This window comes from Singulisphaera chitinilytica (assembly GCF_049331405.1).
In the GTDB taxonomy this organism is placed as follows: domain Bacteria; phylum Planctomycetota; class Planctomycetia; order Isosphaerales; family Isosphaeraceae; genus PoT.
Genome location: NZ_CP186274.1, coordinates 6,253,226 through 6,267,531 on the forward strand (window position 1 = coordinate 6,253,226; position 14,306 = coordinate 6,267,531).

12 protein-coding genes and 1 pseudogene are annotated in these 14,306 nt (G+C 63.8%); 9 read left to right on the forward strand and 4 right to left on the reverse strand.

The genetic code is table 11. The features are described from left to right. Window positions 1-22 precede the first annotated feature (22 nt). Window positions 23-568 (forward strand): hypothetical protein, encoded by a 546-nt coding sequence (locus ACOYYX_RS24850; RefSeq protein WP_422924713.1) that lies wholly within the window; start codon window positions 23-25, stop codon window positions 566-568. Window positions 569-1,110: 542 nt separating this feature from the next. Next, window positions 1,111-1,367, forward strand: a pseudogene (locus ACOYYX_RS24855) (lipopolysaccharide kinase InaA family protein); the annotation flags it as partial. A gap of 249 nt (window positions 1,368-1,616) precedes the next feature. Here the strand turns inward: ACOYYX_RS24855 and ACOYYX_RS24860 are convergent. Further along, window positions 1,617-2,564, reverse strand: coding sequence for a restriction endonuclease (locus tag ACOYYX_RS24860; RefSeq protein WP_422924715.1), 948 nt, complete (start codon window positions 2,562-2,564; stop codon window positions 1,617-1,619). Between the two features lie 335 nt (window positions 2,565-2,899). On the opposite strand from ACOYYX_RS24860, the gene ACOYYX_RS24865 reads away from it, so the two are divergent. From ACOYYX_RS24865 to ACOYYX_RS24895, 7 genes are all read left to right on the forward strand, one after another. Next, the gene (locus ACOYYX_RS24865; protein WP_422924717.1) at window positions 2,900-3,457 is read left to right on the forward strand and encodes a TerD family protein; all 558 of its coding nucleotides are present in this window, start codon (window positions 2,900-2,902) and stop codon (window positions 3,455-3,457) included. Between the two features lie 77 nt (window positions 3,458-3,534). Beyond that, window positions 3,535-4,155: a TerD family protein gene (locus ACOYYX_RS24870; protein WP_422924719.1), complete on the forward strand. Its 621-nt coding sequence runs from the start codon at window positions 3,535-3,537 to the stop codon at window positions 4,153-4,155. A gap of 91 nt (window positions 4,156-4,246) precedes the next feature. Beyond that, the gene (locus ACOYYX_RS24875) at window positions 4,247-4,885 is read left to right on the forward strand and encodes a vWA domain-containing protein (RefSeq protein ID WP_422924721.1); all 639 of its coding nucleotides are present in this window, start codon (window positions 4,247-4,249) and stop codon (window positions 4,883-4,885) included. 37 nt (window positions 4,886-4,922) lie between these two features. After that, complete coding sequence (locus ACOYYX_RS24880) at window positions 4,923-5,558, forward strand: vWA domain-containing protein (protein ID WP_422924722.1); 636 nt, start codon at window positions 4,923-4,925, stop codon at window positions 5,556-5,558. A 74-nt stretch (window positions 5,559-5,632) separates the two neighbouring features. Beyond that, window positions 5,633-7,195 carry a protein phosphatase 2C domain-containing protein gene (locus ACOYYX_RS24885; protein ID WP_422924724.1) on the forward strand — a complete coding sequence of 521 codons (1,563 nt, stop codon included), beginning with the start codon at window positions 5,633-5,635 and terminating at the stop codon, window positions 7,193-7,195. A gap of 21 nt (window positions 7,196-7,216) precedes the next feature. Beyond that, a complete protein-coding gene (locus tag ACOYYX_RS24890; protein ID WP_422924726.1) occupies window positions 7,217-8,731 on the forward strand; it encodes a helix-hairpin-helix domain-containing protein in 1,515 nt (504 codons plus the stop codon). Between the two features lie 44 nt (window positions 8,732-8,775). Further along, complete coding sequence (locus ACOYYX_RS24895; protein ID WP_422924728.1) at window positions 8,776-9,798, forward strand: VWA domain-containing protein; 1,023 nt, start codon at window positions 8,776-8,778, stop codon at window positions 9,796-9,798. Here the strand turns inward: ACOYYX_RS24895 and ACOYYX_RS24900 are convergent. The 3 genes from ACOYYX_RS24900 to ACOYYX_RS24910 form a co-directional block, all read right to left on the reverse strand. Then, window positions 9,779-10,759 carry a bile acid:sodium symporter family protein gene (locus tag ACOYYX_RS24900; RefSeq protein ID WP_422924730.1) on the reverse strand — a complete coding sequence of 327 codons (981 nt, stop codon included), beginning with the start codon at window positions 10,757-10,759 and terminating at the stop codon, window positions 9,779-9,781. The genes ACOYYX_RS24895 and ACOYYX_RS24900 overlap by 20 nt on opposite strands. Window positions 10,760-10,805: 46 nt before the next feature. Then, window positions 10,806-12,404, reverse strand: coding sequence for an NAD(P)/FAD-dependent oxidoreductase (locus tag ACOYYX_RS24905; protein WP_422924732.1), 1,599 nt, complete (start codon window positions 12,402-12,404; stop codon window positions 10,806-10,808). Window positions 12,405-12,552: 148 nt separating this feature from the next. After that, window positions 12,553-14,259, reverse strand: coding sequence for a SpoIIE family protein phosphatase (locus ACOYYX_RS24910; RefSeq protein WP_422924734.1), 1,707 nt, complete (start codon window positions 14,257-14,259; stop codon window positions 12,553-12,555). Window positions 14,260-14,306: the final 47 nt, after the last annotated feature.

Genomic DNA, 14,306 nt, shown 5'->3' on the forward strand with positions numbered 1-14,306 from the left:
ATACCAACGCTCTCTCCAATGTATGTTTGACCCCCACACCGACTCCGACCCCCACACCGACGCCGACACCGACCCCCACACCGACGCCGACCCCGACTCCGACACCGACCCCCACACCGACGCCGACGCCGACGCCGACGCCGACGCCGACCCCGACGCCGACTCCCACACCGACGCCGACCCCGACCCCGACGCCGACACCGACCCCGACGCCGACGCCGACTCCCACACCGACGCCGACGCCGACCCCCACACCAACGCCGACCCCGACTCCGACACCGACCCCCACACCGACGCCGACTCCCACACCGACGCCGACCCCGACCCCGACTCCGACCCCGACCCCGACGCCGACCCCGACCCCGACTCCGACCCCGACCCCGACTCCGACCCCGACACCGACCCCGACTCCGACCCCGACACCGACGCCGACTCCCACACCGACGCCGACCCCAACACCCACTCCGACTCCGACGCCGACTCCCGTCGTGAAGCGATACGGCTTCCATGCTCAGCCCACGGTTCTCGTACTCTCCTTTCGCTCTCAGCTAAACCAGGCACGAGCTGAGGACGTCAAGAACTATCGGATCATAACGCTCGGAAGACTAGGACGGGGTGGATTACTCCACCAGCGTTCAATTGCCGTCCGCACCGCGAAATATGACCCGGCTACCGACACGGTCACGCTTTACCCAGCTCGTCGGCTCGACGCCCACTACCACTATCTGTTGACCATTAACATGGCTGGGTTGGGCGGAGAGACCCACGCGGCAGGCGAGTCGCTCAGTGGAAGTTTCTCGACGGTGATTTCGCCACATCTGTTGGCCGGATCGGCATCGAAGTCGTTCAATATCCGCCCCTTCCAGCGGCCGAGCCTTCTCCGATAGAGTCTTCATAACGTCGCCTGGCGTTGAAAACGTCATGGCCACAACGGTGGATTGACTGACCTCAATCCTTCGTTGTGGGCGACGTCATCGAACCTATATCGGTATCCACGAGAGTGCGGATACCATTGATCAGGGCCGTCCTCGAATTTTGGTCCAGGCGTTATGAGAATATGGGTTTCGGGGTCGTCACGTCCTCGGCCGAGGAGAGCAAAGTGACCCCCTCCCCCGAGAATTAGGCAACTTGCGGGCCTATCTGACCACCTGCATCAAGATCTGCCGGGCCGTCCACAGACTCCATGCAACGGGCCTGGCGCACTCGGACCTCTCTTTTCGAAACGTCCTGGTGGATCCCGCTGGGGGCAACGCCAGCATCATCGACATCGATGGACTCGTCGTCCCCGGCAAGATCCCCCCGACGTGATCGGGACGGCCGACTTCATCTCCACCTCGAAACTTTTCCTTCTGCATCAGCCGCAACGGTAGTCGAGGATCGGGGCGCGATGGCGCCTGCGGACGTGGAGTTCGTCGACGGCGCAGCGTGGGCGGGCGAGCCCTCCGGAAGTGGAGCTAGGCGCGGAGTGTGTCGAAGCAGACGTCGTCCATCGGGCCGAGGATGCGCAAATCCATGGCAACCTCCGCACGGCCGGGGTGAGAGCTTCCCCCCATTTCAACCATGAGCCGCGTCATTACGTTAGGCCCCACCAGTTACCCGGTATGAGCCTCGCCAACCTACATCCTGATATTGCCGTGGATGAGCGTCGGCAGGTCGTTCCGATCGACGAGGAGGCATCCCACCTTCGCGGCCAGTTCCTTGCACTTCCTCGTGAAGGTCGAGTTCGTGATGACGACCGCGACGTGGCAATGGTGATAGGATTTCCCCGTGTGGACCTCCTGGACCGCCCCGTTGCCGACGGTCGAGTTCGGATACCCCTTGGCCTGGACCGCGATGCGGCGGCCGTCCTTGATCACGATCAGATCGACGCCCTGATCCCCGGTCACCGGGGTGGTTTCGATCTGGTAATTCCAGAATCGGAAGACATCCGCCAGGAAGTCCTCGAATTCGATTCCCGTCAAGCCTCTCCATCGCTGGCTTGAAAGGTCGGCCCTGGCCAATCTGCGCTCGAGTTCAAGCGCGGCCTGCTCGGCGGCGAGCCTGCGAGCGAGTTCGAGCGCCGCTTGGTCTGCCCGATATGTCGATTCGATCCTGAGGTAATCGGCGTGTCGTGCCTCGACGTGGCTCTGGGCGATCCTAAGGTCGCTTTCCGCTCGGGGTAGCTCCGACCTGGCGACCTCCAGCACGGCCAATGCGTCGCGTGATTTCGCCACCAGGATTCGGTCACGCGGGAAATAGAGCAATCCGCCAAGCGCTCCACCGGCCAGTACGCAGACGAAGAAGACGAATGCGAAGGCGCCGGAGTCGAGCGAAGCCGCCGCGCGGATTGCGATGGCCAAGACAACGCTGATGACCAGGAGGTTGGCGAGTACCCCGCCTCGCGTCATCGTACGATCCGACCAGGACCTCGCCCAGAGGAGAGGTCGCAGGTGGGAGAGCTCTCGCTCCGCGAGGCTCACAGGTTCGCGAACGCTCGCCGCATAACGCAAGCGTCGCTCCAGGATATCCTTTGCTTCAGCAAGTTCCGCAGAGGCGCGAGACAGTTCCGCATGAGTCACGGGCATCGTCGACCGATTCTCCGAGATCGAAATGTCAAGGCTTCTCGAGCATTGAGTTGTACGTGATCCCACCTCATTTCTGGATCAAAGGTGGGATCACAAGCCAGTTTCAGACGATCCAGTCGTATCTTAACGCTTCTTCCTTGGTTTTATCAAATTTGGTGTAGGGCGTTGAAGGCCAACTTCATAAAGTGTCTTCAAACTTGAACAGCGAGATTACAATTTTGGACATTACACTTGAATTTTCAGATCGATTTCTGATATCTCAAAGCATGTGGTAATCGACGTATGTGAACTATGTGTTTCGCGGTGATATTCAGCGGATCGATTGGGGAATTGCAATGGCGATCAATCTACAAAAGGGACAGCGCGTCGATCTGGGTCTGAGCCGGGCGGGAATCGGGCTCGGCTGGGATCCGAATGAGGGGACCGGCGCCGCTTATGACTTGGACGCATCGGTCTTCATGATCGGAGCCGATGGCAAGATCCCCGAAGATCGGTTCTTCGTGTTCTATAACAACCTGGAATCGTTCGATAAGGCGGTGGTCTCCTCGGGCGACGATACGACCGGCGGGAATAGCGAAGGTGACGACGAGACCTTGACCGTCGACTTCGCGAAACTCGACCCCCGCATCAACGAAATGATCGTGGTCGTCACGATTCACGAGGCCGCCAAGCGAAAGCAGAACTTCGGGCAGATCCGCAACTCCTTCATCCGGATCTACGACGCCTCGTCGAACGAAGAAATTTGTAAGTACGAACTCGAGGAGGATTTCTCGATCGAGACCGCCGTTGAGTTTGGCCGGCTGTACAAGAAGAGCGGCAAGTGGAAGTTCGAGGCCGTGGGGAAGGGATACGCGGGCGGACTTCAACACTTCGTCGATAAATACACCGGATGAGTCGACCCACTTCAACTGCACAGGTCGCGTCTCGGTCGTGCTCGATTCAAGGCTTTCCTGGTCTGGAGCGATAGGCGATGGCGATCTCACTGATAAAAGGCCAGACGATCAACCTCGATAAGGAAAAGAACGACTTATCATCCATCACGGTCGGCCTCGGCTGGAAGGTGAAGGAGAAGGACTTCCTCTCCAAGCTCTCCGCCGACGGTGAATTCGACCTCGATGCCGTCGCCTTCCTCCTGGATGAGAGTGGCAAGGTCAGCAACGTTGGGGACGATCGACTCGAGGGCGGGGATGTCGTCTTCTTCAATAACCTTAAGCATCGCTCGGGCGCGATCGTGCATTCCGGCGACAACCTCGTCGGCGGCGAAGGGGTCGAAGACGATGAACAGATCGTCGTCAAGCTCAACGACCTGCGTCCGGAATACCATCGCATCCTGTTCCTCGTCTCGATCTACCGAGGGAAGAGTAAGGATCAGCACTTCGGCGATATCGAACAGGCCTTCATGCGGGCCGTTGATAACAAAGGGGTCGAGATCGCTCGCTATAACCTCTCCGACGACGAGTCGCGTCAGGACACACGTACCCTGGTCTTCGGCGAGGTGTATCGCAGGGGCGATGGCTGGAAGTTTCGGGCGTTGGGAGAAGGGTACGAGACCGACTCCTTCGTCAGTCTCTTGAAGAAGAAGTACATTTAAGTGGGTTCAAGAAATCGGCTCGACAGGATCGATGCAGGCCGTTTTCAATCATTTTGAGTCGTCAGCCGGGTCGAGCACGAAGGGATAAATCATGCGGCGGTTGCCAATCTACCTTGTCCTGGATACTTCCGGCTCGATGATCGGGGAGCCGATCGAGCAGGTGAAATATGGACTCCAGATGCTCGTCTCGGCCCTGAGGCAGGACCCTCAGGCTTTGGAGACGGCTTATCTGAGTGTCATCACCTTTGATAGCTCCGCTCGCCAGCTGGTGCCGCTGACGGATCTGGCTTCGTTCCAGCCGCCCGAGATCAAGGCCTCCGGCTCCACGAACATGGGAGATGCGCTGAAGGTCGTATCCGAGTGCCGCGACCGCGAGGTCGTCAAGGCCGGCGCGGGGGTCCAGGCCGACTGGAAACCGATGGTCTTCCTGATGACGGATGGCTCTCCCGACAGCGGTTGGGAGAAGGGATTGGACATCTTCCAGAAGCAGTCCTGGGGCATCGTCGTCGGATGCGCCGTAGGGGCGGGCAACACGGCCGTCCTGCAGAAGATCGCGGGGGAGTCGGTCGTGAGCCTTGCTTCCACAGACTCGAGCGCGATTGCGGCGTTCTTCAAGTGGGTCTCGGCCTCGATCATCGTGGGTAGCCAGAGGGTGGAGTCTTCGCGGAAGGAAGTCGGTGGCCTGAACGAACTCCCGCCCCCGCCGCCCGAGATCAACGTCGTGGTCTGAGGCACTCACCCTCCCCGCCCAAACCGTGAAGAGACATATGCGACGACTCCCGGTCTATCTGCTGTTGGACACCTCCGGCTCGATGCGCGGCGAGCCGATTGAATCGGTCAAGGTCGGCCTGCAGGCGATGATATCCTCGCTGCGCCGCGACCCGCAGGCCCTCGAGTCGGTCCACATCTCGGTGATCACCTTCGATCGGGATGTGAATGTCGTCGTCCCCTTGACGGCGCTCGAGGATTTCAACCTCCCTCAACTGGTGACCCCCGACTCGGGCCCGACTCACCTGGGCTTGGCCCTCGAGGAACTCTGCCGGCGAGTTGACAGCGAAGTCGTGAAGAACACCGGCGCGGTCAAGGGCGACTGGAAGCCGATGCTGTTTGTGATGACCGACGGCAGCCCATCGGATGCGCTCAAGTATAAAGAGATGATCCCCGAGGTCCGCCAGCGTAACTTCGCGGTCATCGTGGCCTGCGCCGCGGGCCCGAAGGCGAGGAAGGAGGACCTCATCCCTCTGGCCGATCACGTCCTCAGCCTGGATGCGACCGACAGCTCGACCTTCGCCGCGTTCTTCCAGTACGTCTCCGACGCCGTGAGCGTCGGCGGTACGAGCATGGGCGTGGTCGCCACCCCGCCGCTCCCGCCGCCTCCGCCCGAGGTCCATGTCGTCTTCTGAGGACGGACTCAAGCCGAGGGCGTCTGGCAGTCTCGTGCAGGTATTCTCCATACCCATGCGTGAAGGATGAGGTCGTGATCAATCGCGAAGGCGAGCTGATTGAGGACGGGAAGGATCCGCATGGCGGCGACGAAGCCCCGGCAGAACTCCAGGTCGGTGCATCCGCGGCGGCGCACTCCGATGTCGGCCCGAGTGGGGATCTCCTCGCGTCGACCGAAGCCACCCACGACTCGGTGGGGGCCAGCCCTTCGGATCAGGCTCCGGCGAGTCCCTCTGCACCGACCGAGGCGGAGACTCATCCGAGGTCGGTTGCCGAGCCCTCCACCCCACCTTCCTTACCGACGGCGCCCTCTGTGGAAAAGAAGCCGCCCGGGCCGCCCAAGCAGGCGACACCCTCGCTCAACATCCAGTTCCAGATTCCCAATGGGATGGTCGGCAAGGCGTATAACGCCATCGCTTCTGCGGGCGTGCATAAGTCTTCGGAACTCCCCCGAGGCTATCGACCTGAAGACGTCTCGGTTCGCCCTCTGCGGGTCGACGGGTTGGAACCGCTCGGGCTGCATGAGGAGCCGGATGGCCAGGAGTTGCGGATCGTCGGCGAGCCCAAAGTGGCCGGTGATCACCCGATCGTCGTCCACTTCTCCGTCTTGCTCAGGGGTGAGGTCTGGGTCAGGGCGCAGAAGCAGGTCGTTTTGACGATCAACCCCGACCCACGCTCGCTCTGGAAGGACATCGAGCCTGACCCTAACTCGCCCTTCCGCCGTCCTCACGTACATCATTTCCGTGTGGAGGCCGAGGCGGTCCTCCTCGGAGCCAGCAGGCGAGGCCGGTCTCACGCGAACAAGGGCGAGCATCGCGACGACGATTTTCGAATCGCTCATGCGAGAGGGTTGGGCTGGTATGCCTTGGCCGTTGCGGATGGAGCCGGCTCGGCACCGGTCTCGCGACGCGGGGCCGAGATCGCCTGCAAGTCCTCAGTGGACTCGCTCAAGACGCATCTGACGACAACGTTCGACGAGTCGTTCCAGAAGTTGGTGGAATCGTATGCAGGGGGAGACGAAGCGTCGCGCGAAGCACTCCATGATGCCCTGCTCCGGAGCCTTGGCGACGGGGGACGAGGCGCCTATCAGGCTGTCCTTGCCGAGGCGATGCAGCACGGTCGGCCGATCGAGCATTTCGCCACGACTCTGATCCTGACGATCGCGCGTCGCTATCCTTGCGGTTGGTTCATCGCGACCATCGCCGTCGGGGACGGAGCGGCCGGCGCCTATCGGGCGAACGGCGAGGTCGTGGTCCTCAACCGCCCGGATACCGGAGAGTTCGCCGGCCAGACGCGATTCCTCACCATGCCGAAGATCTGGGCCGACGACAGCGAGGTCCGCAGCCGGATCCGGTTCGCGGTCGTCCCCGACCTTGTCGGGATCGTCGCCATGACGGACGGCGTTTCCGACCCCAAATTCCCGACCGATCGGGATCTCGCCGACCCGGCCCGCTGGCAGGCTTTCTGGGGGGAGATCTCCGGCGCCGTCGGGCTCAACAAGACCAACACTCAGGCCGCATCGGAACTCCTGGATTGGCTGGGGTTCTGGGCCGTGGGCAATCACGATGACCGGACCATTGCACTCCTCCTGCCCTGACCTTCAACCGAGGCCTCACCGATGAAGGACATCGTCACGGTCCAGGCCACCGACGGCTCGACCGTCCAGTTCGTCGACGAGATCATCGGCGCGGGGGGGATGAAGGACGTCTACTTCTCGCCCGATCGATCCTACGTCGTGGCCCTTTTCCGGGAGCCGCAGAACGCGACGAGCCGCGACCGCCTTGAGACCATCGTCGGCCGCTATCGCAAGCAGATCTTCGAGGAGGCGGGGGGCGATTACTGGAAGGATCTCTTCTGCTGGCCCACCAAGATCGTCGAGGTCAAGGGTAAGCTCGGGATCGTCGCGCCGACTTATAAGCCCGAGTTCTTCTTCCAGTATGGATCGAGGAACAACGATTTCCTGGGCATTAAGGGGAAAGAGAAGCAAGGCAAGTGGTTCGCCTCGGCGAACAACCGCTCGAAATTCCTCGACCCCCGAGAGTTGGGCAACTGGCGGACCTACCTGACGACCTGCATCAAGATTTGCCGGGCCGTTCATAGGCTTCACGCAACCGGCCTGGCGCATTCGGATCTCTCCTACAGGAACGTCCTGGTAGATCCCGCGGGGGGCAACGCCTGCATCATCGACATCGATGGACTCGTCGTCCCCGGCAAATATCCCCCCGACGTGATCGGGACGGCCGATTTCATCGCGCCCGAGGTCATCTCCACCTCGAAACTGGCGAGGGACGACCCCAAGCGGTGCCTGCCCAGGATCGAGACCGACCGCCATGCGCTTGCGGTCTTGATTTACATGTACCTGCTTTATCGGCATCCGCTCAACGGCGGAAAGATCCACGACCCAGACCCGGCACGCGACGAGGAGTTGTCGAAGGGGGTGAACGCCCTGTTCGTCGAACATCCCTCCGACCTCTCGAATCGCCCGATGGTCGCGTCCGCCAAGCCGAGCGAACTGCCCTGGCTCGACGTGTCGAAGCGGCCCTACTCCATCGCCGGGCCTTATCTCAAGGAACTGTTCGACCAGGCATTCATCACCGGATTGCACGACCCGTCTCGGCGGCCGTCGGCGAATGACTGGCTCCACGCCCTCGTCAAGACCGTCGACCTGATCCAGCCGTGCTCGAACCCCGCGTGCGAGCAGAAGTGGTATGTATTCGACAACTCGACGAAGCCGGTCTGCCCCTTCTGCGACACCCGCTATTCCGGCGACCTGCCGATCCTCAACCTCTACTCGACCAGGGGTAAGGGAACCTTCCGATCGGATAATCATCGCGTGATGGTCTATCACGACCAGTACCTCTATCAATGGCACGCCGACCGTACCGTCTTCCCGAGCGAGAGGCTCACCGCCGATCAGAAGAAGCCGGTCGGATACTTCAAAATTCACGGGAATAAGTGGGTGTTTGTTAATCAAACCCTCCCGGATATGAAGGAGCTCATCGAGGGAAAGCCCGCCGCCGATGGGATCTCCATCCCGATCAACTCGATGGTTGAACTAACCGACGGCAAGAAGCTGTTGCTATCGCCGGCCGACGGGGGCCGCCTCATTCATGTCCAGATGGTTCGGGGCTAATAAACGAGTTGTCCCGGGCTGCCGGGCATTGAAGGAGCTAAAATATGAGCTTGCGACGACTTCCCGTCTATCTGCTCCTGGACTGCTCGGAATCGATGATCGGCGACGCGATCGAGGCCGTCCAGCGCGGCGTGGATCTATTGATCCGCCAGCTCCGCTCCGACCCTCATGCGCTGGAAACGGTCTATGTTAGCATCATCACCTACCACGCGACGGCCCAGCAGGTCTTGCCCCTGACCGAGCTCTCCGAAGTCCAGCCGCCGGCGTTGAGCGTCCGGCCGGGGACCTCGCTCGGGGCGGCGCTCAACCTCCTGCGCGAATGCATCAATCGCGAGGTGCGCAAGACGACGACGTCGCAGAAGGGGGATTATCGGCCGATCGTCTTCCTCCTGACCGACGGCCAGCCCACCGACGACTGGGAGTCGGTCCAGCAGATGACTTATCGCCTAACGCATCCCAAGATCGCGAATCTGTACGCGATCGGCTGCGGCGATGACGTCGACTTCGAGACCCTCCATCGCGCGAGCGACATCGTCTTCAAGCTCCAGGACATGACGCCCCAGACCCTCGGCAAGTTGTTCCTCTGGCTCACCGGCTCGGTCCAGGGAGCGAGCCAGGGTCTCGGCGCGGGGGATCAGGCCGGGATCGACCTGACCAAGAAGCCCGAGGATGTTCGCGAGGTCCAACCCGGCTCCGAGCCGACCTACCACGGCCCTGCCCGGCAGGTGTTTTTGAAGCTCTACTGCAGCAAGGTCCGTCGCCCGTATCTGGTGCGGTATCGCCTCGATGAGGAAGTCGAGGGCTACATGCCGGTCGCCGCACACGTCCTGGAGTCGACGATCGACGAAGGCAAAGGGTTCGAGGTCCCTCCCATCAACTCTTCGCTACTCCTGGGCTCTTTCCCTTGCCCCTATTGTTCGAATCCGCACGCCGGGATGTGCAGTTGCCGGGCGCTCTTCTGCTTGCCCGACGAGGTCAATCCGTCCGTCACGTGCCCGCGATGTCTCAGCCGCATCACGTTGGGGCAGACGGGCGAGGATTTCGCGATCAATCAGTCGGCGGGCTGATCGGGTGGCGGGCCCAGCGGCCGGCGAGGATGCCGCAGACGACGAGCTGGAGGGGGTGGTAGATCATGATCGGCAGGAGGATCAGGCTCAGGCCGGGGTGGTTGCCGAACATGAGCTGGGCCATCGGGACGCCCGAGGCTAGCGTCTTCTTCGAGCCGCAGAAGACCACCGCGGCGCGGTCGCCGGGGACGATCTTGAGGGCGTCGCAGGCGAGGATCGTGCCGGTGAGGACGATCGCGAAGAGGACCATGACGCCGATGACCGTCGCCAGCACTGTGCCCAGGCCGTTGCCCGTCCAGACGCCCTCGACGACCGAGTCGCAGAAGGACGTGTAGACGAGGACGAGGATCGTGACGCGGTCCACGACGTTCACCCTCGACTTGTGCCTCGCGATCCAAGAGCCGAGCCAGGGGCGGCAGAGCTGGCCGACGGCGAGGGGGACGAGGAGCCAGAGGCAGAGGTCCAGGACGACCTTGCCGAGCGGGAGCGGATGGCCGCCGCTGTCGGCGACGGTCCCCATCCAGAAGGGGGTGAGGAGGACGCCGAGGAGGCTCGAGAGGGTCGCGTTGAAGACGGCGACCGGCACGTTCCCGCGCGCGGCGGCCGTCATTGCGACGGAGGAGGAGACCGTCGACGGCAGCGCACATAGGTAGAAGAAGCCGAGCCGGAGGTCGGGTGCCAGCCAGCGGCCGGCGAGCCAGAGCATCCCCAGGCCGAGGATCGGGAAGAAGAGGAACGTGCAGCCCTGAACCAGGAGATGCAGCGGCCAGCGCAGCGTCCCCGCCTTGAGGGCGTCGAACGAGAGCGCGACGCCGTGGAGGAAGAAGATCAGGGCCACCCCGGCCTTGTTGAGGATCTCGGGGTGCAGGAACCCCCCATGAGCCCCGGGGCCGGGGACGACGCAGGCGAGGCCCACCGCCACGAGCATGCCGATCAGGAACCAGTCGGATTTCCACTTCATGTCGTGACGATCTCGAGGGCGGGTTCAAGGGGAGGCCGGGCGCCGATCACGAGCCGGGGCGGGCGTGGAGCGCCACCAGCGAGCGGGCCGTCCTCAGGCCGTCGACCGCGGCGCTGACGATGCCGCCGGCATAGCCGGCGCCCTCGCCGCAGGGGTAGAGGCCGGCGACTGCGGGGCTCTGCCTCGAGATCGGATCGCGCGGGATGCGGACGGGCGAACTGCCCCGCGACTCGGGGCCGGAGAGCGTGGCGCCTCGGAGGAAGAGCCCCTGGAAGCGGCGATCCATGATCGGCAGGCCGCGCTCGAGGACTTGCAGCACGATCGGTGGCAGGATCGCGCCGAGGTCGATGGGCACGGTGCCGCGCGGGTAGCTGCTCGGGAGCTTGCCCCGGCTCGGGCGATCGGCGAGGAAGTCGCGGGCGTACTGGATCGGCGCGGCGTAGCTGCGGCCGCCGACGAGGTACGCCAGACGCTCGGAACGCTGCTGGAAATGGACGCCGGCCAGGGGGTGGCGGCTCCCCGTGTCCTCCGGAGAGATGGTCACGACGAGTCCGCTGTTGGCGAAGGGGGAGTCGTGTCGGCTCTCGCTCATCCCGTTCGTGCAGAAGTAGCCGGGCTCGCTCACGCTGGGCATCACATAACCGCCGGCGCACATACAGAAGGTGAAGAGGTCTTTATCCCCCGCCCTCGCGACGAGGTTGTAGTCGGCCGCGCCCAGGGCCGGGTGCTCGGCGTTGGCACCGTAGCGGGCGACGTTGACCTGCTCCTGCGGCTGCTCGATCCGGACGCCGAGCTGGAAGGGCTTGGCCTCGAGCGGGACCCCGCGGCGCAGGAGCATCCCGTACGTGTCTCGGGCGCTGTGGCCGACGGCGAGGATTGCCACGTCGGCCCTGATGTAGCCGGAGCTGGTGCCGAGGCCCCGGAGGCGGCCGTCGACGATGTCGAGGTCCTCGACCCGGCAGGAGAATTTGACTTCGCCGCCGAGCTGCTCGAGCTTGCGACGCAGGGTCCGGACCACGAGCGGGAGCCGGTTCGAGCCGAGGTGGGGCCGCTGCTCGTAGACGATCGAGGGCTTGCCGTGGCAGTCGGCCAGGATTTCGAGCACGCGCTGGATGTCGGGGCCGGTGTTGCGGCTGGTGAGCTTGCCGTCGCTAAAGGTGCCCGCCCCGCCTTCGCCGAAGAGGTAGTTGCTCTCGGGGTCGAGCGCCCCGCCGGAGTCGAAGCGGCGGACGTCGGCCACGCGGTCCTTGACCTCGCGGCCTCGCTCGAGGACGAGCGGGCGATAGCCGTCGAGCGCGAGCAGGTATCCGGCGAAGAGGCCGGCGGGGCCCGCGCCGATGACGACCGGGCGATGTTCCATCGGGGCCGAGCCCGGCTCCGGCCAATCGAACCGCTCGGGCTCGAACCGCTCGACCCCCGAGCCATGCTGGCCGGCGATCCGGCCGTCTTCCTGCTCGGGCAGCTCGACCTCGGCCGCGTAGATGAAGTGCAGATCGTCATGCCGACGCGCATCGAGGCTCTTGCGGAGGATCCGCCAGCGCCTGATGTCCTCGCGGCCGACACCCAGCCGGGCCGAGAGCTTCTCCGGGAGGGCCTCTTCGGTCTCGTTCAACTCGAGCCGGACGTTGGAAATCTTCAGGGTCATGGAAGGAGGTCGAAGCTTTCAGTCAGGGTGCTGGCGGCGGTCGCACGAGATCGGTCGGGAAGGTCCATCGGAGGACGCCTTTTCCCGTCATTATACCTACGCGCGTCGAGGATCACGACGCACGTCGCGGCCGGGGAACGGGAACGGCTCAGGGCTTGGTCGGGCCGAAGCAGATGAGGGTGATGTCGTCGGCCTGGGCGTGCCCGGCCGAATACTCGCGGATTTCCTGGAGGATGGCCCTGCCGACGGCCTCGGCCCCGCCCGTCGACTCGGTGAGCCTCTTGAGGAGCCGGCGGTTGTCGCGGGAGTCGTATAGCTCCTCGCGCATGTTGCGCGAGTCGGTGACGCCGTCGGAGTAGACCACGGCGATGTCGCCGGGTGCGAGCACGATCTCGGCCTGCTTGTAGTCGGAGCGGTCGATGATGCCGAGCGGGAAGCCGGCGATGTCCTCGCCCACTTCTTCCACCACGCCGTTGGCCCGGCGGACCAGGATCGGCAGGTGCCCGGCCGAGGCGAACGTGAGCCGGCCGGTCGTCTGGTCGAGGACGCTCAGACTCAAAGTGATGAATTTCTCCTCGATCCCCGCCGCGTAGAGGAGCCGGTTCAGCTCATTGGCCGCGGTCGCCACCGAGTCCTGGGTGAGGATGCAGAAGCGGGTGTCGCCCGAGAACTTGGCCATCATCAGGGCGGCCGCGACCCCCTTGCCCGAGACGTCGCCGAGGGCGATCGCCAGGCGCGTGTCGGAGAGCTTGACGAAGTCGTAGTAGTCGCCGCCGACCTCGTACGCCGGGTGGTAGTGGGCGAAGAACTCGTACCCGGGGACCTTGGGCACGGACTGGGGCAGGAACCGCTTCTGGACCTGCTCGGCAAGCTTCAGGTCGCGCTCCATCCGCTCGCGCTCGATCAGGGTCTCGTGCATCGCCGCGTTCTGGATCGCGACGGCCGCCTGGCTGGCGACGGCCGCTAGGACGTCGAGGTCTTCCTGGAGGAACTGCTTGCGGTCGCTCGTGTCGAGTTGGAGGATGCCGAGTGCCTGGCCGTCCGGGGCGAGGAGCGGCACGCACATGACCGACCGGATCTTCAAATCCGCGATGGAGGCGCTGGTGGGGAGGTTCTTGTCGTTGCCGGCGTCCTGGCTGAGCACGGCCTTCTTCTGGCCGAGCACGTAGTTGACGATCGACCGGCTGATGCTCATCGGGATCTCGTCTTCCGGCACGGAGGCGAAGGACGAGGTCTTGCGGCTCGGGCGGAACTTGAACGCCTTGCGGACGAGCCGGTTCGTCGCCGGATCGTTGAGGATCAGGAAGAGCCGCTCGGCCTGGGGGAAGAGCTCGAGCAGCGAGTCGAGGATCTTCGGGGCGACGGCGTCGATCTTCAGCTCGGTCGAGAGGTTGCGGGTGATCTCGAGGATCGCCTTGAGCTTCACCTCCGGGCGCACGGCGCTGGCCATCGCGCTGCTGCGCGAGGCGTCGAAGGTGTGCATGTTCGGGTCGTCGGCGTCGTCCCCCTCGGTGACGAGCATGATGTCCCCGTCGCCCCGGCTCGACCCTTCCTTCGGCGGTGCGTTGAAGTAGATGAACTCCACGTCGCAGATGTTGATGCGGTCGCCGGGGCTGAGGTGGTGATCCTTCCCCGGCTCGACGCGCGTGTTGTTGACCTTGGTCAGGTTGCGGGAGTGGAGGTCGGCGAGGAAGAACTTCTCGCCGACGCGCCTGATCTCCGCGTGTCTCCGGCTGACGCCGTTGGGGTCGAGCACGATGTGACACTCGGGAGAACGGCCGATGACGGTCAGGTCCCCCTTCAACTCGATGATCTGACCGGCGGCGTGGCCGGTAACCCGTTTCAAGATCGCCATGGAATCAGCTCCGTGACGCGACGGTCCGCGGAAGGGATGACCGGGAT

What these genes read in the sequence shown, in the direction of transcription:
- ACOYYX_RS24850 (WP_422924713.1), top strand. Translation starts at nt 23, where the DNA reads ATGTTTGACCCCCACACCGACTCCGACCCCCACACCGACGCCGACACC.
- ACOYYX_RS24860 (WP_422924715.1), bottom strand. Translation starts at nt 2,564, where the DNA reads ATGCCCGTGACTCATGCGGAACTGTCTCGCGCCTCTGCGGAACTTGCT.
- ACOYYX_RS24865 (WP_422924717.1), top strand. Translation starts at nt 2,900, where the DNA reads ATGGCGATCAATCTACAAAAGGGACAGCGCGTCGATCTGGGTCTGAGC.
- ACOYYX_RS24870 (WP_422924719.1), top strand. Translation starts at nt 3,535, where the DNA reads ATGGCGATCTCACTGATAAAAGGCCAGACGATCAACCTCGATAAGGAA.
- ACOYYX_RS24875 (WP_422924721.1), top strand. Translation starts at nt 4,247, where the DNA reads ATGCGGCGGTTGCCAATCTACCTTGTCCTGGATACTTCCGGCTCGATG.
- ACOYYX_RS24880 (WP_422924722.1), top strand. Translation starts at nt 4,923, where the DNA reads ATGCGACGACTCCCGGTCTATCTGCTGTTGGACACCTCCGGCTCGATG.
- ACOYYX_RS24890 (WP_422924726.1), top strand. Translation starts at nt 7,217, where the DNA reads ATGAAGGACATCGTCACGGTCCAGGCCACCGACGGCTCGACCGTCCAG.
- ACOYYX_RS24895 (WP_422924728.1), top strand. Translation starts at nt 8,776, where the DNA reads ATGAGCTTGCGACGACTTCCCGTCTATCTGCTCCTGGACTGCTCGGAA.
- ACOYYX_RS24900 (WP_422924730.1), bottom strand. Translation starts at nt 10,759, where the DNA reads ATGAAGTGGAAATCCGACTGGTTCCTGATCGGCATGCTCGTGGCGGTG.
- ACOYYX_RS24905 (WP_422924732.1), bottom strand. Translation starts at nt 12,404, where the DNA reads ATGACCCTGAAGATTTCCAACGTCCGGCTCGAGTTGAACGAGACCGAA.
- ACOYYX_RS24910 (WP_422924734.1), bottom strand. Translation starts at nt 14,259, where the DNA reads ATGGCGATCTTGAAACGGGTTACCGGCCACGCCGCCGGTCAGATCATC.